We start from the raw sequence: 21,327 nt of genomic DNA, 5'->3' as shown, positions 1-21,327 counted from the left end.
CTTTCCTACCCCGCGGAAGAGAACCTGGTGGCAATCATCGTCGGAACTCGGAATGCTTGACAAGCTGGCCATTTCCCGGCGTAGATTTCCACAGCAAGCAGATTTCCACAGCAAGATTGTCGACGGAGGCGGATCAATGAAGATCCTCGTAGTGTGCGGTGCGGGAGCGTCCAGCACGTTTGTCGCCCAGCGCGTCAGAAAAGCCGCCATGGCGAGAAAGATCGATGTCTCCGCTACAGCCTGTCCACTCACTGCGTTCGATGCGCAGAGCGCGGGCGCTGATGTCGTTCTCGTCGGACCCCACCTGACCTCGCACGTCGACATCATCCGTGCGACAGCGCACTCGCGAGGTGTGGCCGTCGCGGTCATGCCCGCCTCAGTCTTCTCGTCGCCGGCTGGCGACGAAGCCCTCGACCTTGCTCTTTCTGCTGCCGGAGCACGGTCAACACGTGAGGGAACACACAGGCAAGCGACGGAGGAAACACTTCATGGCTGAACGCACCGTTCGAATCGGTTCATCTCACGGTCTCCACGCCCGTCCCGCGAAGCTGTTCACACAGGCGGCCGCGGCTTCCGGAGCGAATGTCACCATCGCCAAGGGAAGTGGCAAGCCGGTCAACGCCTCGAGCATCCTCGGCGTGATCTCGCTCGGTGTTGACTTCGGCGACTACGTGACGCTCACCGCAGACGGCACCAACGCCGATGCTGTGCTCGACCAACTCGTGGAGCTTCTTGTGACGGACCATGACGAATAAAAGATCGACGAGCCGAGGAGAGCAGTCATGACAGTGACAGGAACACACACAACACTGCAGGGCACCGGGATCGGACAGGGTGTGGTCGTCGGTGTCGTCGCCCGCATGTCTGAGCCATTGCCCGAGCCGCAGGACACACCAAGCACGAAGTCCGTCGAGGACGAAGCCGGACGCGCGAGGGCATCGCTCAGCGTTGTCGCGCGCGACCTGGAAGAACGGGGAAAGTCCGCAGGGGGCACCGCTCGCGACGTGCTCGAAGCACAGGCGATGATGGCGGAGGACCCGACACTGTCCGACATCATCGACGAGAGCCTTGCTCGGGGGATCACCGCCGAGCGCGCCGTCTTCGAGGCGTTTGCAAGCTTCCGCGACCAGCTTGCCGCCATGGGCGGTTACCTGGGGGAGCGCGCCGCCGACCTGGACGATGTCTCCCAGCGCGTGATCGCCGACCTCTCCGGCGTGCCCGCTCCCGGCGTGCCGAACCCCGACCACCCGTTCGTGCTCGTAGCTCGCGACCTCGCGCCGGCTGACACCGCGCTTCTCGACCTCGACAAGGTCCTCGGCCTCGTCACCAGCGATGGCGGACCGACGTCACACACGGCGATCCTCGCCCGCGAGAAGTCAATCGTCGCCGTTGTCGGTACCGCGGATGTCTCGACGCTCGCCGACGGGACAACGGTCATCGTCGACGCCGCTGCGGGCACTGTGACAGCGTCACCGAGCGACGACGAGGTCGCCGCAGCCGAAAGCCGCATCGCCGAGCGCGAAGCTGCAGCGGTCGCACCGGTGACGCCGGGTGCGCTGAAGGACGGGACTCTGATCCCGCTCCTCGCCAACCTCGGTTCATCCGAAGGCGCGCAAGCCGCAGCGGATGCGGGGGCTGAGGGTGTCGGACTGTTCCGCACCGAGTTCCTCTTCCTCGATGCCGGTGGTTCCGCGCCAACGGTCGCCCAGCAGCGTGAGCACTACACGCGACTGCTGCAGGCGTTCCCCGGCAAGAAGGTCGTCGTCCGCGTGCTTGACGCCGGAGCGGACAAGCCGTTGCCCTTCCTCAACGATGTGCACGAGGAGAACCCGGCACTCGGCCTCCGCGGATTGCGCGCCCTTCGGGCCAGCGAGGACATCCTGCGCGAGCAGCTCACCGCGCTCGCCGAAGCCGATAAGGCAACCGAAGCCGACCTGTGGGTCATGGCACCCATGGTGTCGACGGTCGAAGAGACGAAGTACTTCGTCGCTATCGCCCGCGAATACGGCATCAAGACGGCCGGTGTGATGGTCGAAGTGCCGTCGCTCGCGCTCCTCGCCCCCCAGGTCCTCGCCGCCAGCGACTTTGCGTCGATCGGCACCAACGACCTGACCCAGTACACGCTTGCCGCTGACCGGATGCTCGGCTCGGTAGCAGCGCTCCAGGACCCGTGGCACCCCGCCGTGCTTCGTCTCGTCGGAGAGGTCGGCGCTGCCGGCGCCTCGACAGGCAAGCCCGTCGGAATCTGCGGTGAGGCGGCGGCTGACCCGCTCCTCGCCGTCGTGCTCGTTGGGCTCGGGGCGACCACACTGTCCATGTCCACCCCGGCGCTCGTCGACGTACGAGCGTCCCTCCTGAAATACACCATCGACGAGGCCCGAAAGCTCGCCGAGATCGCCCTGGCCGCCGATGGCGCGGCCGAAGCCCGTGCAGCGGTTGCCGCCGCTGCACTCACCCTGAAAGAGGAACAATCATGACAACGACGACGTCGTCGACACCGACCAAGAAGGCAGGGGGTGCACGGGTTCGCGTTCAGCGATTCGGCACCTTCCTCTCCGGCATGGTCATGCCAAACATCCCGGCGTTCATCGCGTGGGGGCTGATCACCGCCCTGTTCATCCCGGACGGCTGGACGCCCAACGAGCAGATCGCCAGCATGGTTGCTCCGATCCTCTACTTCCTGCTTCCGCTCCTGATCGCCAACACCGGCGGTCGGATGATCTACGACCAGCGAGGCGGCGTCGTCGCGACGATCGCGACCATGGGAATCATTACGGCGACCATGGGAGACCCGGTCTTCAGCGGTTCACCGATGTTCCTCGGCGCCATGATCGCCGGCCCGCTTGCCGCGTGGCTCATGAAGAAGGTCGACAGCATCTGGGAAGGCAAGATCAAGGCCGGCTTTGAGATGCTGGTGAACAACTTCTCGGCCGGTATCCTCGGCGCGATCCTCGCGATCATCGCCTACTTCGGGCTCGCCCCGATCATTCAGGCGATCACAACCGCACTGGGTGCAGCTGTGAACTGGCTCATCGACGCCGGACTCCTGCCGCTCGCGAGCATCCTCATCGAGCCGGCAAAGGTTCTGTTCCTCAACAACGCCATCAACCACGGCGTTCTGACTCCGCTGGCACTCCAGCAGTCTGAGGAAACCGGAAAGAGCATCCTCTTCCTGCTCGAGGCAAACCCCGGTCCAGGACTCGGACTGCTCCTGGCGTTCAGCATCTTCGGCCTTGGCGCTGCGAAGGCGACCGCACCCGGTGCGATCATCATCCAGTTCTTCGGTGGCATCCACGAGATCTACTTCCCGTACGTTCTCTCGAAGCCGATGCTTCTCCTCGCCGTCATCGCGGGTGGAGCCAGCGGTGTCGCAACCAACGCGATTTTCGGATCCGGTCTCGTCAGCGTGGCGTCTCCCGGCAGCATCTTCGCCATTCTCGCCGTGACCGAGCGCAACAGCTTCGTCGGTGTCATCCTCTCGGTCCTGATCGCGGCAGCTGTGTCGTTCGTCGTGGCAGCGATCATCCTGAGGGCATCGCGCAAGCGCGACCTCGCGTCCGGCAACGCCGGTGACATGGGTGCGGCCGTTGCTGCAACCCAGGCCAACAAGGGCAAGCAGAGCTCGGTCCTCGGCGGCCTCGTCACCGAGGGAACCACGGACACCGGTTCGGCAACAGGAACCGGAACGACGACGCTCGTGAAGAACATCGTCTTCGCGTGCGACGCCGGTATGGGCTCGAGCGCCATGGGCGCTTCGGTTCTCCGCAACAAGATCAAGAAGGCCGGCGTTACCGACGTCACTGTGACCAACCAGTCCATTGCGAACCTCAAGGGTGACGCCGATCTCGTCATCACCCACCAGGACCTCACGGACCGGGCACGGGAGAAGTCGCCGAACTCGCAGCACATCTCGGTCGACAACTTCATGAACAGCCCGAAATACGATGACGTCGTCGAACTCGTCAAGCGCAACAACAGCCAGGGAGCCGCCGAATGACCGAATCCATCCTGACACCGGGAAACATCGTCGCCGAGGGCTCGGCGACGACGAAGGAAGAAGCGATCCGCGAGGCCGGTGCGCTCCTGGTCGCCGCCGGCGCGGTCAAGCCGGAGTACGTCGACGCGATGCTGGAGCGCGAGGCATCCGTCTCGACCTACATGGGTAACTTCCTCGCGATTCCCCACGGAACGAACGACGCCAAGGACGCCATCGTGCGTTCGGCGCTGTCGATCGTCCGGTACACGAACCCGATCGACTGGGATGGGGATGAGGTGCGTTTCGCCGTCGGCATCGCCGGGCTCAACAACGAGCACCTCGAGATCCTCTCGAAGATCGCCATCGTGTTCTCGGACGAGGACGAGGTTTCGAAGCTCATCAATGCGGCAGACGCGAACGAACTGTTCGCCCTGCTCGAGGAGGTCAACGCAGAATGAAAGCAGTTCACTTCGGCGCGGGCAACATCGGACGAGGATTCGTCGGTCTGTTGCTCCACGACGCCGGCTATGAAGTTGTCTTCGCCGACGTGAACGCTGAGCTCATCGACGCGTTGAACGCGGCGCCGAGCTACGAGGTGCACGAAGTCGGTGACGGTGGCTCTGATCGCACCGTCACCGGCTACCGTGCCGTCAACAGCGCAACGAACGAGAACGAGCTCATCGCGGAGATTCAGACGGCCGACGTCGTCACGACGGCGGTCGGACCGAACATCCTGAAGTTCGTCGCTCCGGTGATCGCCCGTGCCCTTGCCCTTCGGGACTCGGGTCTTCCTCCGCTCGCCGTGATGGCCTGCGAGAACGCCATCAACGCGACTGACCTGCTCAGAACCGAGATCCAGTCGAGCGTTGCCCCCGAGCAGTGGGAGGCGCTCGCGCCGCGTGCGGTCTTCGCGAATACTGCCGTCGACCGGATCGTGCCAGGCCAGGACCCCGCAGCGGGCATCGACGTCACCGTCGAGGCGTTTTACGAGTGGGTCATCGAGTCGGGCCCCTTCGGCGATGCGCTGCCCGAGATCCCCGGTGCGACGTTCGTCGATGCTCTCGGACCGTACATCGAGCGCAAGCTCTTCACCGTCAACACCGGGCACGCCACAGCGGCGTACTACGGTTTCGCCGCTGGCATCGACAAGATCTCCGATGTGCTGGCCAACAGCGACGTTGCGGATGCCGTCCGCCACGTCCTTGAGGAAACCAGCGCGCTTCTCGTGGTCAAGCACGGGATCGACGCTGAGGTACAGCGCGAATACCGGGAGAAGATCCTCACTCGCTTTGCCAACCCGCACCTGCCAGACACCGTGCAGCGCGTCGGCAGGCAGCCCCTGCGCAAGCTGAGCCGCAACGAGCGATTCATCAGCCCGGCAGCGGAACTCGCCGAGCGTGGATTGAGCCACACGGCTCTGCTGGACGCGATCGGCAAAGCACTCGGGTTCGAGGTCGCTGACGACGAGCAGAGCACCGAAATGCAGGGCCTGCTCGCAGAGCTCAGCGCCGAAGAATTCGTCGAGCGTGTCTCGGGACTTGCACCGGAGCATCCGCTCTATGCCGGCCTCGTCGCGGTCGTGCGGGAGCACCAGAAGTAGCAGCGTCGCCAGTTGGCGAAAAGGCAATAAATACCATAAGATTGTCTGTTGGTGCTTTGCGCACGTTTCTGGCGTGTCATCCACAAGGACTCAGCAGCATCGAAATCCACCGCACGACCAGTGCAACTATTTTTAGCGACAGTGAGGCTATGGCCAAAAAAGACGGTGTCATTGAGATCGAAGGCTCGATCGTTGAAGCTTTGCCCAATGCGATGTTTCGTGTTGAGCTGACCAACGGTCACCGCGTTCTTGCCACGATTAGCGGCAAGATGCGTCAGCACTACATCCGCATCCTCCCCGAGGACCGCGTGATCGTGGAGCTCAGCCCCTACGATCTGACCCGCGGCCGGATCGTTTACCGCTACAAGTAACACGCACTGTAAGTAACGGCCGCTCAGGCTGGTTCGGCACAACTGTGTTCGGACCCGAGGGAGCGGTACGACGACAGCGAGAGAGAGAAACTCATGAAGGTCAAGCCCAGCGTTAAGAAGATCTGCGAAAAGTGCAAGGTCATCCGTCGCAATGGACGCGTCATGGTCATCTGCGAGAACCCGCGCCACAAGCAGCGCCAGGGCTAAATTCTTCGTCTGACGAAGAACAGCAGTACACCAAACGCAGCGCAAGCTGCACAATATCGGCAGTTCCAGAACTCGTTCGAGGGACACCTCGGGTCGGAGGCCCGGGCACAGGAACTGCTCCACACCTCCACTAACTCCTAGGAGAAGCCACCATGGCACGTCTCGCCGGCGTAGACATTCCCCGCGATAAGCGCGTGGAAATCGCACTGACGTACATTTACGGTGTTGGACGCACGAGGGCTCTGAAGACCCTCGTCGACACCGGCATCAGCGGAGACATCCGTGTGAAGGATCTCAGCGACGACCAGTTGGTCCTGCTGCGTGACTACATCGAAGGCAACTACAAGGTAGAGGGTGACCTCCGCCGTGAAGTTCAGGCCGACATCCGCCGCAAGGTTGAGATTGGCAGCTACGAGGGAATTCGTCACCGTCGTGGCCTGCCCGTTCGTGGACAGCGCACCAAGACCAACGCTCGTACCCGTAAGGGCCCGAAGCGCACAGTTGCCGGCAAGAAGAAGGCTCGCTAGGCCTCGGCCTTCGAGCTCTTTGCCGAAAGATTTAGGAGATATTCATGGCTGCACCCAAAACCGCTGCCCGCAAGCCGCGTAAGAAAGAGAAGAAGAACATTGCTGTGGGCCAGGCCCACATCAAGTCGACCTTCAACAACACGATCGTCTCGATCACCGACCCGACTGGTGCTGTCATCAGCTGGGCATCCTCTGGTGGAGTCGGCTTCAAGGGTTCACGTAAGTCGACCCCGTTCGCCGCTCAGCTCGCTGCAGAGTCTGCTGCCCGCCAGGCACAGGAACACGGCATGAAGAAGGTTGACGTCTTCGTCAAGGGACCCGGCTCAGGCCGCGAGACCGCGATCCGTTCGCTTCAGGCCGCTGGCCTCGAGGTCGGATCGATCAACGACGTCACCCCGCAGGCGCACAACGGTTGCCGCCCGCCGAAGCGCCGCCGCGTTTAAGCACTTCGATTCTCGACGATTGAGCGGCGCCAGTTCTGGCGCTGCTCAATCGTTGGCTCGGATACAACTTCATACCTCGTCATTGCAAGTGTCATATAGCGGACACTTAGCCGAAAGGAACACATAGTGCTTATTGCACAGCGCCCAACGCTCACCGAAGAGAACATTTCAGAGTTCCGCAGCCGGTTCGTGATTGAGCCCCTGGAGCCTGGCTTCGGATACACCCTCGGCAATTCACTTCGCCGTACCCTTCTGTCTTCCATCCCCGGCGCTGCAGTAACCAGCATCCGCATCGACGGCGTGCTGCACGAGTTCAGCACCATCCCCGGTGTCAAGGAAGACGCGACCGAGATCATCCTGAACATCAAGGGTCTCGTCGTTTCGAGCGAGCACGACGAGCCGATCACCGCTTACCTCCGTAAGACCGGTGCAGGCCAGGTCACTGCCGCAGACATTTCGGCTCCCGCCGGCGTCGAGGTCCACAACCCGGACCTCGTCATCGCAACCCTCAATGACAAGGCGAAGTTCGAGCTCGAACTCACCATCGAGCGTGGCCGTGGCTACGTGTCAGCAACGCAGAACCGCAACGAGTTCTCTGAAGCCGGCCAGATCCCGATCGACTCGATCTACTCGCCCGTCCTCAAGGTCACCTACCGTGTCGAGGCAACTCGCGCCGGTGAGCGCACCGACTTCGACCGCCTGGTCGTCGATGTCGAGACGAAGCCGGCCATCACGCCGCGCGACGCTATCGCATCAGCCGGTAAGACTCTCGTCGAACTGTTCGGTCTCGCTCGCGAGCTCAACAACGCGGCAGAGGGCATCGAGATCGGCCCGGCACCGGTTGACGCCGTACTGCCCGGTGAGCTTTCGATTCCGATCGAAGACCTCGACCTCTCGGTTCGTTCGTACAACTGCCTCAAGCGCGAGGGCATCAACACGGTCTCCGAGCTTGTCGCTCTGAGCGAGACCCAGCTGATGAACATCCGCAACTTCGGACAGAAGTCGGTCGATGAGGTTCGCGACAAGCTCGTGGAAATGGGCCTTTCGCTCAAGGACTCGGTTCCCGGGTTCGACGGCGCCCACTTCTACTCGGGCTACGACGACGAGACAAGCAACTAAGGCTCGTCCCCGGACGCCCTTTCATTTTTTGATACTGGAGATACAACATGCCTACGCCCACTAAAGGCCCCCGCCTCGGAGGCGGACCAGCGCACGAGCGTTTGATGCTCGCCAACCTGGCCGCTGCCCTGTTCACCCACAAGAGCATCAAGACCACCGAGACGAAGGCCAAGCGCCTCCGCCCGGTCGCCGAGCGCCTCATCACGTTCGCAAAGCGGGGCGACCTGCACTCCCGTCGTCGCGTCATGCGCACGATCGGTGACACCTCGGTCGTTCACGAGCTCTTCACCGAGATCGCTCCGCTTGTTGCAGAGCGTGAGGGTGGATACACCCGCATCACGAAGCTCGGCTTCCGTAAGGGCGACAACGCCTCGATGGTTCAGATCGAGCTCGTTCTCGAGCCCGTCACCCCCAAGGTGAAGAAGTCGAAGCCGGCTGCAGCACAGGCTGAGACGCCCGTTGTCGCCGAAGAGACCGCTCCCGAGGTTGAGGCTGAAGAGCCCGCAACCGAGGCAGCTCCGGAGGCCGAGGTTGTTGAAACCGAAGCTGAGGTCGTCGAGGCTGAGAAGGCCGACGACACCAAGTAGCACTCGTTTCGTTCGAAGCCCCCGTTATCCGTATGGATGGCGGGGGCTTTGTCGTTGGCGGGCGCTCTGGGGCTCGTGGTACCCGGAGAGTGGAATCTGCTCGAGAACACCAGGAGCGGGTGTTGTTGGCGCGAGTGCCGCGCGGGCGAGAACATCACTTCCAGTCGAGCGCATCAGTTGCGCGGGATGTTCTCGACCGGAAGTGATGCTCTCGCCGGAGTTCACTCGGTGCGGACGGGAGCACCCGTTATGCCGAGTGGTTTCGTCCGGCGGGGTGCGGGTGCCGGGGGGAGCGGGCGCGTGGGACAGGGCGCCAGCGGGCGTGCGGCGCGAGCGAGAACATCAGTTGCGGTCGAGCGCGTCAGTTGCGCGGGATGTTCTCGACCGGAAGTGATGCTCTCGCATGGAGGCGACCTCACTCAGTGCGGGCGAGAGCACCCGTCGCGCCGAGTGGTGTCGTCCGGGGCGGGTGATGTCGGGAGCTGTGCGGCGTTCCCCGGTAAACTTCCCAGGTGGACCCCGCCCCGACCAGCACCAGATTCCGGCTCGATATCGCCTATGACGGTACCCACTTTGCGGGCTGGGCCAAGCAGCCGGGGCTCCGCACTGTTCAGGGCGTGCTCGAGGATGCCATCACCACCATCCTGGGCAAGCAGGGCGACAAGATTCTGGTCGCGGTTGCCGGACGCACCGACACCGGTGTGCACGCGACGGGACAGGTGGCACACCTCGATCTCGACGAGGAACGCGCGGCTCGCGTTCGGCGGGGGGGACCAGCCAGGGACGGCTTGCACCCAACGGGAAGCGCGCTGCGGCGCAAGGTCAACGGTGTCCTTGGCCAGTACCCCGATGTCCTCATCACGAATGCTCGCCCGGCCGCACCGGGTTTTGACGCCCGCTTCTCCGCGATCTGGCGCCGGTACGAGTACCGGATCGCCGACAGCATCTCCTTCCGCAATCCGCTGGAGCGCGCCCAGACGGTATGGCATCCGTCGCCGCTCGATGTCGACCGGATGAACGCGGCAGCCCAATCGCTCGTCGGCCTGCACGACTTCGCAACGTACTGCCGGCCCCGCGAAGGCAGGACCACGATCCGCACGCTTCAGCGTTTCGGCTGGATCAGGGACGCTGAGGGAGTGCTCGTGGCTGATGTGCGCGCGGATGCCTTCTGCCACAGCATGGTTCGCGCGCTCGTCGGTGTCTGCGTTGCTGTTGGTGAGGGGAAGCTGGAGGTTGCTGACGCTGAGCGGCTGCGGAGCGAGGTGACGAGGTCGAATGAGTTCGCTGTGATGCCCGCTCGCGGCCTCACCCTCGCTGAGGTGGGATATCCCAGCGACGCCCTCCTGGGGCAGCGCGCCGCGCTGACGCGCCAGCGACGGAGCCTCGGCGACGGCCGCGACCCCTTTGCCGAGTTTGACGACGATGATGAGGCCGGGTAAGGTTGCTCCTTGGTGTCCATACTCCCTGCAGTGCGGCACCCGAAGTTGAGCCCTCCACCTGCGGCGTTCTTGTCAGAACTCCCAACGGAGCGGGATTCACGACCAACCAACTTACGACAAGAAAGCAGCACTACTGTGACGCGCACTTATTCCCCCAAGGTCTCTGAGATCCAGCGTGACTGGTTCATCATTGACGCCACCGACATCGTGCTTGGCCGTCTGGCCAGCCAGGTCGCCATCCTCCTCCGTGGAAAGCACAAGGCTACCTTTGTGAACCACATGGACACCGGTGACTTCGTCATCATCATCAACGCCGAGAAGGTCGCTCTTACCGGCCAGAAGCTCCTGCAGAAGAAGGCTTACCGCCACTCGGGTTACCCGGGCGGCATCAAGGCTGTCACCTACGCCGAGCTGCTCGAGAAGAACCCGACCCGCGCGGTGGAGAAGGCTGTTCGCGGCATGCTCCCCAAGAACTCCCTCGGTGCTGCGCAGCTGCGCAAGCTGAAGGTATACACCGGTAACGAGCACCCCCACGCTGCGCAGCAGCCCAAGACGCTCACCCTCGACCAGGTCGCCCAGTAAGCGCCCGGAATAGAAATAAGGATTCCTACAGTGGCGAAGATCGCAGATTCCATCGCAGAGACCCCGGAGAGCTTCTCCACCGAAACGCCGGTCGAGGCAGCTCCCAAGGCAGCCCGTCCCGCACTGAGCGTGCCCGGAGCAGCCGTCGGACGTCGTAAGCAGGCTATTGCCCGCGTTCGGCTCATCCCGGGAACCGGCACCATCACGGTCAACGGCCGTGAGCTTGCCGAGTACTTCCCGAACAAGCTGCACCAGCAGCTCATCAACGACCCGTTCACCATCCTCGACCTGGCTGGCGGATACGACGTTATCGCTCGCATCTCCGGCGGAGGCCCCTCGGGCCAGGCCGGAGCGCTTCGCCTCGGTATCGCTCGTGCGCTCAACCAGATCGACGAAGAGAACAACCGCGCAATCCTGAAGAAGGCCGGATTCCTCTCCCGTGACGCTCGCGTCAAGGAGCGCAAGAAGGCCGGTCTCAAGAAGGCCCGTAAGGCACCTCAGTTCTCGAAGCGCTAATCGCGCTCCGGATCCGGACTGCTTTTTATGCCTCGTCTGTTTGGTACTGATGGTGTTCGCGGCCTCGCGAACAAGGACCTGACGGCAGACCTCGCTCTCGGCCTTGCCCAAGCCACCGCTGTGGTGCTTGGGCAGGGCCGAAGTGCTGAGGCCCGTCGTGCTGAAGGTAAAAGGCCCGTCGCCGTGCTCGCACGCGACCCCCGCATCTCCGGAGAGTTCCTGTCGGCGGCCGTTGCCGCAGGACTGGCCTCGAGCGGTGTCGACGTCCTCGACGCCGGGGTTATTCCGACCCCAGCCGCCGCGTTCCTGATCGCTGACATCGATGCCGACTTCGGCGTCATGATCTCGGCGAGCCACAACCCGGCGCCAGACAACGGAATCAAAATCTTCGCTCGCGGAGGCACCAAGCTTCCCGACGCCGTCGAGACGCGCATCGAAGAGCACCTCGACGAACCCAACTGGGCTCCCACCGGCGCCGACGTCGGTCGCATCCGCCGGTTCGCCGACGCGGAAGACCGTTACGTCCTGCACCTGCTCGGCAGCCTGCCCCACAGGCTCGATGGGATCCACGTGGTCCTTGACTGCGCGCACGGCGCTGCCGCCGGCGTCTCGCCCGAGGTGTTCAGCGACGCGGGTGCCCGCGTCACCGTCATCGGAAACGACCCTGATGGCATGAACATCAACGATGGCGTCGGCTCGACCCACCTCGACCTGCTGGCCGAAGCTGTCCTCAAGCACGGTGCCGACATCGGCATCGCCCACGACGGTGATGCTGATCGCTGCCTCGCCGTCGACGCGAACGGCAAGGTCATCGACGGTGACCAGATCATGGCGATTCTGGCCGTTTCCATGAAGGAACGCGGCCGTCTCACCGACAACACGCTCGTTGCCACAGTGATGAGCAACCTTGGCCTGCGCATGGCCATGGAGCAGCACGGTATCTCGATGGTGCACACCAAGGTCGGTGACCGCTACGTCCTCGAGGCCATGGATGGCGGCAAATTCGCACTCGGTGGCGAACAGTCCGGACACGTCATCATGAGTGAATTCGCAACGACCGGCGACGGCATCCTCACTGGACTTCACCTCGCAAGCGAGATGGCCCGAACCGGCAAGACCGCGGCCGAACTCGCGAGTGTGATGACCGTGTACCCGCAGATCCTGGTGAATGTGCGGGACGTGGATCGCGAAGGCATCCACAAGGATGAGGTGCTCGCTGACGTCGTCCGCGCCGCTGAATCAGAACTGGGTGACACCGGTCGTGTGCTGCTGCGTCCAAGCGGAACAGAACAGCTGGTTCGCGTGATGGTCGAGGCTGCTGACCAGACGACGGCTGACCGCCTGGCACATCAGATCGCCGACGTGGTCCGGGTGCGGCTCGCGGTCTAAGGACGTTCTCTCACGCTCGCCGATGCGCGGGCGCGAGAGTACTGGCCGCGTGCGGCCAGCCCGTTTTCCAGCGTCGCAGGCGGAGTGCTCTCACACCTTGCGGAGGAGAACCGAGCTCACCTTGTGATCTGACGCCTTCCGGAGGACGAGCTTGGCGCGCGCCTTGGTCGGGCGGATGTTGTCGATGAGGTTCGGTTCGTTGACCTCACGCCAGAAGTAGCGTGCCCTTTCGCGCGCTTCCTCCTCGGTGAGGTCTGCGTACACGTTGAAGTAGGAGTTGGGGTTCGTGAAGGCGCCGCGCTGCAGTGCCATGAAGCGTTCCTCGTACCAGGTGGCGATATCGCTCGTGCGAGCGTCGACGAAGATGCTGAAGTCGAAGAGGTCGGCAACCGTCAGTCGGTGCCCGTTCCCCGCAGGTTGAAGGACGTTGAGCCCCTCAACGATGAGAACATCCGGGCGTCGAACCACAACCTGCGCGTCAGGCACGATGTCGTACTTGAGGTGGGAGTAGAACGGCGCTCGTACCTCCGGTGCCCCGCTCTTGACCGCGCTGACGAATCGCAGGAGCGCCCGGCGGTCGTATGCCTCGGGGAACCCTTTACGGCCCATGATGCCGCGACGCTCGAGTTCGGCGTTCGGGTAGAGAAACCCGTCGGTCGTGATGAGCTCGACGCGCGGTGTGTCAGGCCAGCGTGCCATGAGCTCCCGCAGGAGCCGGGCGACCGTGGACTTGCCGACCGCGACAGACCCCGCAACCCCGATCACGAACGGGGTTCGATCAGTGGTCTCGCCGAGGAACGACATGGTCGAATCGTGCAGGCGCTTGGCTGCAGCAACATAGAGGCTGAGCAGCCGACTGATCGGCAGGTAAACCTCCGCCACCTCGGTCATATCGAGTCGATCGCCGAGGCCTCGAAGCTGCACGACCTCGGCGTCGGTCAGCGGCGACGGTGTGTTCGGGGCGAGTCGTGCCCAGTCCGACCTGTCGATTTCAACGAATGGCGTGTTCTGGGTGCCATTGTGATGGCCGTCTCCGTGGTCAGACATAAGGCTCCCAGTCTATTGCCGCTATTCTTGAGCCCATGTGTGGAATCGTGGGATACGTAGGCGGAAATAACAGCATCGATGTACTTGTCGGAGGACTGAGTCGGCTCGAGTATCGCGGTTACGACTCCGCAGGCGTTGCCGTCATCGACGAAAACGGTGTTCTCCGCACCCGGAAGCGGGCCGGCAAGCTCGCTGTTCTCGCGGATGACCTCAAGTCGGGAGCGATCGAGGTCAGCCGTACAGGCATCGGCCACACCCGCTGGGCGACGCACGGAGCACCGACCGACCAGAACGCGCACCCGCACCTCGGTGACGACGGCAAGCTCGCGCTGATCCACAACGGCATCATCGAAAACTTCTCCCCGCTCAAGCAGGAACTGCTCGACGAAGGCTTCACGTTCGAGAGCGACACGGACTCCGAGGTCGCCGCTGTGCTGCTCGGCCGTGAGTACCGCAAGACGCAGGACCTCCGCGAGGCATTCCAGAACGTCGTTGCACGGCTCGACGGGGCGTTCACGCTCCTCGCTGTGCACGAGAACGAGCCGGGCGTCGTCGTCGGCGCGCGACGCAACTCGCCGCTCGTGATCGGGCTTGGCGACGGAGAGAACTTCCTCGCCTCGGATGTCGCCGCGTTCGTCGAATACACCAGGAACGCCCTCGCGATCGGCCAGGACCAGATCGTCTCCATCACACCGAACAAGGTCGAGGTCACCGACTTCTTCGGTTCGCCCGTCGAAGTCGAGCCGTTCGAGATCCAGTGGGACGCGAGCGCAGCCGACAAGGGCGGCTGGCCGAGCTTCATGGCCAAGGAGATCTCCGAAGAGCCGGATGCCGTCGCCAACACCCTGCGCGGCCGCATCGATGCAGATGGCCAGGTTGTCATCCCCGAACTCAACGGTCTCGATGAACTCTTCGTCGACATCAACCGCATCGTCGTCATCGCGTGCGGAACCGCCGCTTACGCGGGCCAGACCGCCAAGTACGCGCTCGAGAAGTGGGCCGGAATCCCCGTCGACGTCGAGCTCAGCCACGAGTTCCGCTACCGCGAGCCGGTCATCACCCCGCAGACGCTGGTGGTCTCGATCAGCCAGTCCGGTGAAACCATGGACACCTTGATGGCCGTGAAGTACGCCAGCGAGAAGGGCGCGAAGACGCTTTCGATCTGCAACACGCAGGGCGCGACGATCCCTCGTGAGTCCGACGCCGTCGTCTACACGCACGCGGGTCCCGAGGTCGCCGTCGCGTCGACAAAGGCCTTCGTCGCCCAGATCACCGCGCTCTACCTCTTTGCGCTTCACCTCGCCCGCGTCCGTGGCGCTCAGCCGGCAGACGTTCTCGCCGAGCAGTCGGCCGAACTCCTCGCCGTTCCGGCGAAGATCGCGACGATCCTCGACGAGAGCGATGTCGTCGAACAGCTGGCGCACTGGATGAGCGACTCGCGGGCTGTGCTGTTCCTCGGCCGCCACGTCGGATTCCCGATCGCCCTTGAGGGTGCGCTCAAGCTCAAGGAGCTTGCGTACATCCACGCCGAGGGCTTCGCCGCCGGTGAGCTCAAGCACGGCCCCATCGCCCTGATCGAACCCGGCCAGCCGGTGTTCGTCGTTGTGCCGAGCCCGCGCGGTTCCGCCATGCTGCATTCCAAGGTCGTGTCCAACATCCAGGAGATCCGCGCTCGTGGGGCCAGGATCATCGCGATCGCAGAAGAGGGCGACGCAGCGGTTCTTCCCTTTGCCGACACGGTCATCCGGATCCCGCTGGCCGCGCCGCTCTTCGAGCCGTTGCTCGCCGTCATCCCCCTGCAGATCTTTGCGATGGAACTGGCGATCGCGAAGGGGCTCGACGTCGACCAGCCGCGCAACCTCGCCAAGTCGGTGACCGTCGAGTAACCACCGGTGCGCCCCGCGCGGGTGCACGACGGCTGGCAAGCGAAGGGAGCAGCGTGATCGTCGGTATCGGGGTCGACCTGGTCGACCTTGCCCGCTTCGAACGTGCTGTCGACCGTACGCCTCGGCTGCGGGAGCGCCTGTTCGCTGAGAGCGAACGGTCGCGACCGCTCCGTTCACTCGCCGGCCGGTTCGCCGCGAAGGAAGCGCTGATCAAAGCGCTCGGCAGTTCCGACGGGGTGCACTGGCTCGACATCGTCGTATCCAACAGTGATGAAGGCGACCCGGGTTTCGAGATCTCCGGTGAGACCGCGAAGGTGATCGAAGCCCGCGGTATTGATCGGCTTCACCTCTCGATGAGTCACGATGCGGGAGCCGCCATCGCGTTCGTCATCGCCGAGCGAAGCGAACCGGACCGATCGCACTCGAGTACCGAGGTTGAGGCCTCACAGAAAGAAGAGAAGTCATGATCGGGTTCCGTGAAGCAGTGATCAACACGGATGCCATGACCCACAACATCCGCCACCTGGCCGGTGTCGTCGGAACCGACCACATCATCGCCGTGGTCAAGGCGGACGGCTACGGGCACGGGGCGGTGCAGGCCGCACGCGCGGCCCTCGCCGGCGGCGCAGACTGGCTGGGAACTGCGGACCTCGTCGAGGCACTCGAACTCAGGGACGCAGGCATCACCGCCCCTGTCCTGTGCTGGCTGCACGGCCCAGGCACCGACTTCACGCCCGCAGGGCAACGCGGCATCGATCTCGGGGTCTCCTCCAGTGATCAGCTGGAGAGTGTGGCGGATGCCGCCGGCGACGCGCCGATCCGGATCCATCTCAAGCTGGACACCGGCCTGTCGCGCAACGGACTCGATGCCTCCGACTGGGACCGCGTGTTCTCCCGCGCCGCCGAACTCGAGCGCAGCGGACGGATTCACGTGCGCGGCATCTTCTCGCACCTCTCCAATGCCTCGGATGATGATGACCGACAGGCGGTCGTGGAGTTCAGCGAAGGCGTCCGGCTGGCCGCTCAGCACGGTCTCCGTCCTGAGCTCGTGCACCTCGCAGCGACCGCCGCGGCGATCCGCTTGCCGGAGACGCGATTCAACACGGTGCGCATTGGTCTCGGGCTGTACGGGCTCTCACCATTCGATGACGTCGATTCGAGTGAACTCGGACTCATCCCGGCGATGACCCTTCGAGCGAGCGTTATTGGGGTCAGGCGGGTACCGGCCGGAAAGGGCGTCTCGTACAGCTACACCTATCGTGCGCCGGCCGAGACGACCCTCGCCCTTGTCCCGTTCGGCTACGGCGACGGCATCCCTCGCCAGGCGTCGAACGTCGGTCGTGTTCTGATCGGCGGGGGAGTGCACCAGGTCGCGGGCCGGATCGCCATGGATCAGTTCGTCGTCGCCGTTGGCGACGCCGCAGTGTCGCCGGGAGACGCCGTCGTGATCTTCGGCGATCCAGCCACCGGCGCACCGAGCGCGACGGACTGGGCGACGGCGGCGGGGACGATCAACTACGAAATCGTCACGCGCATCGGAGCCAGGGTGCGCCGTGTCTACGGTGCCGGTTCATGATCGAGCTGCCATTCGATTCCGTCGTCGCGACGGCCGACGACATGCACGAGCTGGGCGTCAGCCTCGGCCGGTCTCTCCAGGCGGGGGACCTTCTCGTGCTGACCGGCCCGCTCGGCGCCGGAAAGACGACACTCACCCGGGGGATCGGTGAGGGACTCGGCGTTCGAGGACCAGTGACGAGCCCAACGTTCGTGCTCGCCCGGACCCACCCAAGTCTCTCTGATGGTCCGCCGCTCGTTCACGTGGACGCCTATCGGCTGTCAAGCCCCGTTGAACTCGACGACCTCGACATCGACTTCGCGGGCAGCGTCGTCATCGTCGAGTGGGGGCGCGGCATGCTCGACGGCATCGCATCGCGCTGGCTCGACGTGGAGATTGAGCGACCGACGGGCGCGGGCCAGCAGCCGCATTCCTCGAACGGAATACAGGCGGATGCCGCTGGCGGCGAAGGTGCGTCGGCTTACATGGATGAGACCGACGTGGACGAGACCGACGAGCCTCGCCGGGTCCGCATCACGATCTCTGAGCCGCCGGTGACCGCGTAGGCTTGATCCGTGCTCCTCGCCATAGATTCATCCACGGGAACCAGCGTCGCTGTGGTCGATCGCGACCGCGGTGTTCTCGCCGAGCGGACCACCGGCGACACGATGAGCCACGCCGAAGTGGTGGGCTCTCTGCTCCGTGAGGTCATGCAGGAGGCCGGTGTCGACGCATCCGCTCTCTCCGGTGTCGTCTGCGGGATGGGCCCGGGTCCATTCACCGGGCTGCGCATCGGGATTGCGGCAGCGCGAGTGTTCGCGCTCGCGGCGGAGAAGCCGCTCGTTCCTCTCGTCAGCCACGACGCCATCGCGTTCGACTGGTACCGCTCTGGCAATACAGGGGGGCTTCTCGTCGTCACCGACGCGAGGCGACGGGAGCTGTACTGGTCGGCGTACTCTGGCGTCGATGAGCACGGAGCGCCCGTCCGCATTGACGGCCCAGGGCTGGCCAAACCCGACGAACTCGGCCACAGCGATTTCACGCGGATCGACGCGACGACGGTTTCTGCGGGGTCCCTGGGGATGCTCGCGGAACTGCTCTACTCGACGGGCGGCTCGTTCGCCGCGGACGAGGCCCTTTACCTGCGGTCGCCGGATGCGAAACCGTCGCTCGGCGGAAAGCGGGTGACGGCGTGACCTGGCAGATTCGGCGCGCCACAGTGGCGGACCTCGCGCATATCCTGGCCATCGAGCAGTCCACCTTCGGATCCGATGCATGGTCTGCCGAACTTCTCCGCTCGGAACTCGCGAGCGCGAACACCTACTACATCGTGGCGACACCGGTTGGTGCTCCCGAGATCGTCGAGGGCTACGCGGGACTCATGGTCCCGCCGGGCGCCGACGACGCTGATATCCAGACCATCGCCGTTGCCGCAGAGGTCCGGCGGATGGGACTCGGTCGGATCCTCGTTCGCGCCCTGCTCAGTGAGGCGCGAAAGCGTGGCGCTCGGCAGGTGTTCCTCGAGGTGCGGGAAGACAACCCGGGTGCCCAGGCGCTGTACCTCGACCTCGGTTTTGAGGCGATCGCCGTGCGGCCCGGCTACTACCAGCCGGATAATGTCGACGCCATTGTGATGAAGCTCGTCCTTCAGCCCCGTGTTCCAGGGCTGGCGGTGGGCGCGCAGTGAGCGAGGAGATGATGAACCGTACCAACCCGCTCGTTCTGGGCATCGAGACCTCCTGCGACGAGACCGGAATCGGCATCGTTCGGGGGACCAGGCTGCTCAGCAACACCATAGCGTCGTCGATGGACGAACACGCGAGGTACGGGGGCGTCGTACCTGAGGTGGCCGCACGGGCACACCTGGAGGAACTCGTCCCCGCCATCCGCCACGCCGTCGCCGAGGCCGCTATCTCCCTCGATGATCTCGACGCCATCGCCGTGACGAGCGGTCCAGGGCTGTCGGGTGCCCTCATGGTCGGCGTTGGCGCGGCCAAGGCGCTCGCGGTCGCGCTCAACAAACCTCTCTACGCGGTCAACCACCTCGTCGGGCACGTCGGCGCAGACATCCTCGACGATTCCGGAACTCCGTTCGAGTACCCGACGATAGCCCTGCTGGTATCCGGCGGGCACACCTCCCTCCTCCTCGTGCGCGATCTCGTGAGCGATGTCGAACTGCTCGGCGAGACGATCGACGATGCGGCGGGAGAAGCTTTCGACAAGGTTGCTCGTATTCTCGGGCTCCCGTACCCGGGCGGACCCCAGATCGACAGGGTCGCCGCAGACGGAGACCCGAACGCCATCAGGTTCCCCCGCGGACTGAGCCGGCCGAAAGACATGGAGAAGCACCGGTACGACTTCTCGTTCTCCGGCCTCAAAACCGCTGTTGCGCGCTGGGTGGAGCAGAAGCAGGACGCCGGACTCGATGTCCCGACAGCGGATGTCGCCGCCGGCTTCCGGGAAGCAGTCGCGGACGTGCTCATCACCAAGGCGCTCGCTGCCTGCGCCGATCACGGCGTGCCGCGGTTGCTGCTCGGTGGCGGAGTGGTCGCGAACGCCCGCGTTCGGGCGCTCGCCGCGGAACGGTCGGCCGCGGCGGGAGTGGCCTTGCGCATCCCACCGCTGTCCCTGTGCACAGACAACGGCGCGATGATCGCCGAACTCGGCGCGCAGCTCATCATGGCGGGCCACGCACCCTCTACACTCGACTTCTCGGCAGATTCAACACTTCCTGTGACGGATATCCAGGTGCACTAGCACCGCGCGACGAAGGAGACGCCCATGTCAGATCCTCACGGCCCCGACGGAGTTCCCCCGGCACCCCCGATGCCGCCGACCACTCCGGAACCGAACGTGCCCTCGATTCCTGATCAACCGACTCCGTCCCCGAGCGAGCCGTCGCCGTCGCCCACCGAACCGGCTGCGCCGACCCCCGCGGAGCCGGTCGCTCCCCACCCGGCGGAACCCGCTGTGCCAACGCCGGTCGAACCGACGGTGCCGGCACCCGCTGAGCCAGGGCCACCGATGCCGGTCGAGCCTGAAACGCCCGGGCCCGGTGTGCCGTCCTCGCCCTTCCCGCTCGCTACCGCTGCTCCGGAGGAGCGCCCGCGGGCGTCGGAGGCGCGTGGGACCCAGCCCCAGCCGAGCCAGCAGCAGGACAGCCCGCCGCAGTCCCCGCCGCAGCCGCAGTCCCAGCCAGCCACGCCGTTCCGCTCCGCGGGGCCGCCGCCGGTCAACCCGTTCCCGCAGGTGCAGCCCGTTGCGGCGCCGGAGAATACGGGTGCTCCGGCGCCGTACGGCGCTCCGTATCCGGGCCAGCAACCTCAGCCTCAGCAGTATCCTGGCCAGCAGCAGCAGCAGCAGCAGCAGCAGCAGCAACCTCAGCCTCAGCAGTATCCTGGCCAGCAGCAGCAGCAGCAGCAACCTCAGCCTCAGCAGTATCCTGGCCAGCAGCAGCAGCAGCAGCAGCAGCAGCAGCAGCAGCAGCAGCAGCAGCAGCAGCAGCAGCAGCAGCAGTACCCGGCATCCGCCCAGTATCCCGGCCAGGCCCAGTATCCCGGTCAGGCCCAGAACGCCGGCCAGGCCCAGTACCCCGGTCAGGCCCAGTACCCCGGCCAGCAACAGGCTCCGTGGCCGCCTCAGCCCGGTGCGTCGCAGCAGGCGTTCGCCCCCGCGGGGTACGCGCCCCCATTCGTTCCGCCCCAGGGCCAGGCGCCGGCACCGCAGGGATACCCAGCGCCAACGGCGCCGTATCCCGGTCAGCAGGGGTACGCGGGTGCGCCCGGTTACTCCGGCCAGCCGCAGTACCCTTCGGCCCCGAAGCCCGCAGCTCCGCCCAAACCCAGGACGGGCCTCATCGGTCTCATCCTCGGAATCATCGGCGTTCTCGGCGGCATCATTTTCGGCTGGACCCTTCCGCTGTCGATCGCCGCGATCGTCCTCGGCATCATCGCGCGCAAGAAGGAAGTCGATACCCCCGGTCGCTCCCTCGCCGCCATAGTGACGGGCGTGGTCGGGCTTCTTCTTTCCCTCGGCTGGCTCGCGTACAGCGTGATCACCATCGCGGCCATGACAGCGGCATAG

Annotated in this window: 25 protein-coding genes; 24 read left to right on the top strand and 1 reads right to left on the bottom strand. The window is 64.6% G+C overall.

All coding sequences use genetic code 11. The features are described from left to right. Positions 1–136: 136 nt before the first annotated feature. The 16 genes from C3E77_RS11475 (at position 137) to glmM (ending at position 12,756) form a co-directional block, all read left to right on the top strand. Positions 137–496 carry a PTS sugar transporter subunit IIB gene (locus C3E77_RS11475; protein WP_198410466.1) on the top strand — a complete coding sequence of 120 codons (360 nt, stop codon included), beginning with the start codon at positions 137–139 and terminating at the stop codon, positions 494–496. After that, positions 489–755 carry an HPr family phosphocarrier protein gene (locus C3E77_RS11470; RefSeq protein WP_108391756.1) on the top strand — a complete coding sequence of 89 codons (267 nt, stop codon included), beginning with the start codon at positions 489–491 and terminating at the stop codon, positions 753–755. The genes C3E77_RS11475 and C3E77_RS11470 overlap by 8 nt, the downstream gene beginning before the upstream one ends. A 27-nt stretch (positions 756–782) precedes the next feature. After that, complete coding sequence (gene ptsP, locus C3E77_RS11465) at positions 783–2,477, top strand: phosphoenolpyruvate--protein phosphotransferase (protein WP_108391755.1); 1,695 nt, start codon at positions 783–785, stop codon at positions 2,475–2,477. Beyond that, positions 2,474–3,997, top strand: coding sequence for a PTS mannitol transporter subunit IIBC (locus C3E77_RS11460; protein ID WP_108391754.1), 1,524 nt, complete (start codon positions 2,474–2,476; stop codon positions 3,995–3,997). Before ptsP ends, C3E77_RS11460 begins: the two co-directional genes overlap by 4 nt. Continuing rightward, the gene (locus C3E77_RS11455) at positions 3,994–4,434 is read left to right on the top strand and encodes a PTS mannitol transporter subunit IIA (RefSeq protein WP_108391753.1); all 441 of its coding nucleotides are present in this window, start codon (positions 3,994–3,996) and stop codon (positions 4,432–4,434) included. The genes C3E77_RS11460 and C3E77_RS11455 overlap by 4 nt, the downstream gene beginning before the upstream one ends. Continuing rightward, positions 4,431–5,576 (top strand): mannitol-1-phosphate 5-dehydrogenase, encoded by a 1,146-nt coding sequence (locus C3E77_RS11450; RefSeq protein WP_108391752.1) that lies wholly within the window; start codon positions 4,431–4,433, stop codon positions 5,574–5,576. The genes C3E77_RS11455 and C3E77_RS11450 overlap by 4 nt, the downstream gene beginning before the upstream one ends. Before the next feature lie 149 nt (positions 5,577–5,725). Then, complete coding sequence (gene infA / locus C3E77_RS11445; protein WP_108391751.1) at positions 5,726–5,947, top strand: translation initiation factor IF-1; 222 nt, start codon at positions 5,726–5,728, stop codon at positions 5,945–5,947. 93 nt (positions 5,948–6,040) lie between these two features. Next, complete coding sequence (gene rpmJ, locus C3E77_RS11440) at positions 6,041–6,154, top strand: 50S ribosomal protein L36 (protein WP_108391750.1); 114 nt, start codon at positions 6,041–6,043, stop codon at positions 6,152–6,154. A gap of 152 nt (positions 6,155–6,306) precedes the next feature. Continuing rightward, positions 6,307–6,681, top strand: a complete 375-nt coding sequence (gene rpsM / locus C3E77_RS11435; RefSeq protein ID WP_108391749.1) for a 30S ribosomal protein S13 — start codon at positions 6,307–6,309, stop codon at positions 6,679–6,681. A gap of 44 nt (positions 6,682–6,725) precedes the next feature. Continuing rightward, positions 6,726–7,124 carry a 30S ribosomal protein S11 gene (rpsK, locus tag C3E77_RS11430; RefSeq protein ID WP_108391748.1) on the top strand — a complete coding sequence of 133 codons (399 nt, stop codon included), beginning with the start codon at positions 6,726–6,728 and terminating at the stop codon, positions 7,122–7,124. 126 nt (positions 7,125–7,250) lie between these two features. Further along, positions 7,251–8,243 (top strand): DNA-directed RNA polymerase subunit alpha, encoded by a 993-nt coding sequence (locus tag C3E77_RS11425; RefSeq protein WP_108391747.1) that lies wholly within the window; start codon positions 7,251–7,253, stop codon positions 8,241–8,243. 47 nt (positions 8,244–8,290) lie between these two features. Then, positions 8,291–8,830 carry a 50S ribosomal protein L17 gene (gene rplQ, locus C3E77_RS11420; RefSeq protein ID WP_108391746.1) on the top strand — a complete coding sequence of 180 codons (540 nt, stop codon included), beginning with the start codon at positions 8,291–8,293 and terminating at the stop codon, positions 8,828–8,830. A 512-nt stretch (positions 8,831–9,342) separates the two neighbouring features. Further along, the gene (gene truA / locus C3E77_RS11415) at positions 9,343–10,269 is read left to right on the top strand and encodes a tRNA pseudouridine(38-40) synthase TruA (RefSeq protein WP_108391745.1); all 927 of its coding nucleotides are present in this window, start codon (positions 9,343–9,345) and stop codon (positions 10,267–10,269) included. Positions 10,270–10,404: 135 nt separating this feature from the next. Next, the gene (gene rplM, locus C3E77_RS11410) at positions 10,405–10,851 is read left to right on the top strand and encodes a 50S ribosomal protein L13 (RefSeq protein ID WP_108391744.1); all 447 of its coding nucleotides are present in this window, start codon (positions 10,405–10,407) and stop codon (positions 10,849–10,851) included. 30 nt (positions 10,852–10,881) lie between these two features. Next, positions 10,882–11,367, top strand: coding sequence for a 30S ribosomal protein S9 (gene rpsI / locus C3E77_RS11405; RefSeq protein WP_108391743.1), 486 nt, complete (start codon positions 10,882–10,884; stop codon positions 11,365–11,367). A gap of 27 nt (positions 11,368–11,394) precedes the next feature. Then, complete coding sequence (gene glmM, locus C3E77_RS11400; protein WP_108391742.1) at positions 11,395–12,756, top strand: phosphoglucosamine mutase; 1,362 nt, start codon at positions 11,395–11,397, stop codon at positions 12,754–12,756. Positions 12,757–12,846: 90 nt separating this feature from the next. Here glmM and coaA read toward each other — a convergent pair whose 3' ends face one another. Next, complete coding sequence (coaA, locus tag C3E77_RS11395; RefSeq protein WP_108391741.1) at positions 12,847–13,803, bottom strand: type I pantothenate kinase; 957 nt, start codon at positions 13,801–13,803, stop codon at positions 12,847–12,849. Between the two features lie 35 nt (positions 13,804–13,838). Here coaA and glmS point away from each other — a divergent pair, with 35 nt between their 5' ends. The 8 genes from glmS to C3E77_RS15535 are packed head-to-tail and all read left to right on the top strand — an operon-like array spanning position 13,839 to position 21,327. Continuing rightward, a complete protein-coding gene (glmS, locus tag C3E77_RS11390) occupies positions 13,839–15,689 on the top strand; it encodes a glutamine--fructose-6-phosphate transaminase (isomerizing) (RefSeq protein WP_108391740.1) in 1,851 nt (616 codons plus the stop codon). 53 nt (positions 15,690–15,742) lie between these two features. Further along, positions 15,743–16,156, top strand: a complete 414-nt coding sequence (locus tag C3E77_RS11385) for a holo-ACP synthase (RefSeq protein ID WP_108391739.1) — start codon at positions 15,743–15,745, stop codon at positions 16,154–16,156. Next, positions 16,153–17,265 carry an alanine racemase gene (alr, locus tag C3E77_RS11380; protein WP_108391738.1) on the top strand — a complete coding sequence of 371 codons (1,113 nt, stop codon included), beginning with the start codon at positions 16,153–16,155 and terminating at the stop codon, positions 17,263–17,265. Before C3E77_RS11385 ends, alr begins: the two co-directional genes overlap by 4 nt. After that, positions 17,262–17,810: a tRNA (adenosine(37)-N6)-threonylcarbamoyltransferase complex ATPase subunit type 1 TsaE gene (gene tsaE, locus C3E77_RS11375; RefSeq protein WP_108391737.1), complete on the top strand. Its 549-nt coding sequence runs from the start codon at positions 17,262–17,264 to the stop codon at positions 17,808–17,810. The genes alr and tsaE overlap by 4 nt, the downstream gene beginning before the upstream one ends. 9 nt (positions 17,811–17,819) lie before the next feature. Next, positions 17,820–18,440 carry a tRNA (adenosine(37)-N6)-threonylcarbamoyltransferase complex dimerization subunit type 1 TsaB gene (gene tsaB / locus C3E77_RS11370; RefSeq protein WP_108391736.1) on the top strand — a complete coding sequence of 207 codons (621 nt, stop codon included), beginning with the start codon at positions 17,820–17,822 and terminating at the stop codon, positions 18,438–18,440. Further along, complete coding sequence (gene rimI / locus C3E77_RS11365; RefSeq protein WP_108391735.1) at positions 18,437–18,931, top strand: ribosomal protein S18-alanine N-acetyltransferase; 495 nt, start codon at positions 18,437–18,439, stop codon at positions 18,929–18,931. The genes tsaB and rimI overlap by 4 nt, the downstream gene beginning before the upstream one ends. A gap of 11 nt (positions 18,932–18,942) precedes the next feature. Next, positions 18,943–20,001 carry a tRNA (adenosine(37)-N6)-threonylcarbamoyltransferase complex transferase subunit TsaD gene (tsaD, locus tag C3E77_RS11360; protein WP_108391734.1) on the top strand — a complete coding sequence of 353 codons (1,059 nt, stop codon included), beginning with the start codon at positions 18,943–18,945 and terminating at the stop codon, positions 19,999–20,001. Between the two features lie 24 nt (positions 20,002–20,025). Continuing rightward, entirely contained in the window at positions 20,026–21,327 is a 1,302-nt protein-coding gene (locus C3E77_RS15535) for a DUF4190 domain-containing protein (protein ID WP_198412141.1), read from the top strand.

Origin of the sequence: Mycetocola zhujimingii (assembly GCF_003065425.1) — a bacterium.
GTDB lineage: Bacteria > Actinomycetota > Actinomycetes > Actinomycetales > Microbacteriaceae > Mycetocola_A > Mycetocola_A zhujimingii.
This window is presented reverse-complemented; position numbering and strand designations above follow the sequence as displayed.

Excerpts from the sequence above, each read along its gene's own strand:
- C3E77_RS11470 (WP_108391756.1), top strand. The coding sequence starts at position 489 with ATGGCTGAACGCACCGTTCGAATCGGTTCATCTCACGGTCTCCACGCC.
- C3E77_RS11455 (WP_108391753.1), top strand. The coding sequence starts at position 3,994 with ATGACCGAATCCATCCTGACACCGGGAAACATCGTCGCCGAGGGCTCG.
- C3E77_RS15535 (WP_198412141.1), top strand. The coding sequence starts at position 20,026 with ATGTCAGATCCTCACGGCCCCGACGGAGTTCCCCCGGCACCCCCGATG.
- rpmJ (WP_108391750.1), top strand. The coding sequence starts at position 6,041 with ATGAAGGTCAAGCCCAGCGTTAAGAAGATCTGCGAAAAGTGCAAGGTC.
- coaA (WP_108391741.1), bottom strand. The coding sequence starts at position 13,803 with ATGTCTGACCACGGAGACGGCCATCACAATGGCACCCAGAACACGCCA.
- tsaD (WP_108391734.1), top strand. The coding sequence starts at position 18,943 with ATGAACCGTACCAACCCGCTCGTTCTGGGCATCGAGACCTCCTGCGAC.
- infA (WP_108391751.1), top strand. The coding sequence starts at position 5,726 with ATGGCCAAAAAAGACGGTGTCATTGAGATCGAAGGCTCGATCGTTGAA.
- rpsK (WP_108391748.1), top strand. The coding sequence starts at position 6,726 with ATGGCTGCACCCAAAACCGCTGCCCGCAAGCCGCGTAAGAAAGAGAAG.
- ptsP (WP_108391755.1), top strand. The coding sequence starts at position 783 with ATGACAGTGACAGGAACACACACAACACTGCAGGGCACCGGGATCGGA.
- C3E77_RS11450 (WP_108391752.1), top strand. The coding sequence starts at position 4,431 with ATGAAAGCAGTTCACTTCGGCGCGGGCAACATCGGACGAGGATTCGTC.
- C3E77_RS11460 (WP_108391754.1), top strand. The coding sequence starts at position 2,474 with ATGACAACGACGACGTCGTCGACACCGACCAAGAAGGCAGGGGGTGCA.
- tsaE (WP_108391737.1), top strand. The coding sequence starts at position 17,262 with ATGATCGAGCTGCCATTCGATTCCGTCGTCGCGACGGCCGACGACATG.
- alr (WP_108391738.1), top strand. The coding sequence starts at position 16,153 with ATGATCGGGTTCCGTGAAGCAGTGATCAACACGGATGCCATGACCCAC.
- glmM (WP_108391742.1), top strand. The coding sequence starts at position 11,395 with ATGCCTCGTCTGTTTGGTACTGATGGTGTTCGCGGCCTCGCGAACAAG.
- C3E77_RS11475 (WP_198410466.1), top strand. The coding sequence starts at position 137 with ATGAAGATCCTCGTAGTGTGCGGTGCGGGAGCGTCCAGCACGTTTGTC.
- glmS (WP_108391740.1), top strand. The coding sequence starts at position 13,839 with ATGTGTGGAATCGTGGGATACGTAGGCGGAAATAACAGCATCGATGTA.
- rpsM (WP_108391749.1), top strand. The coding sequence starts at position 6,307 with ATGGCACGTCTCGCCGGCGTAGACATTCCCCGCGATAAGCGCGTGGAA.
- rplQ (WP_108391746.1), top strand. The coding sequence starts at position 8,291 with ATGCCTACGCCCACTAAAGGCCCCCGCCTCGGAGGCGGACCAGCGCAC.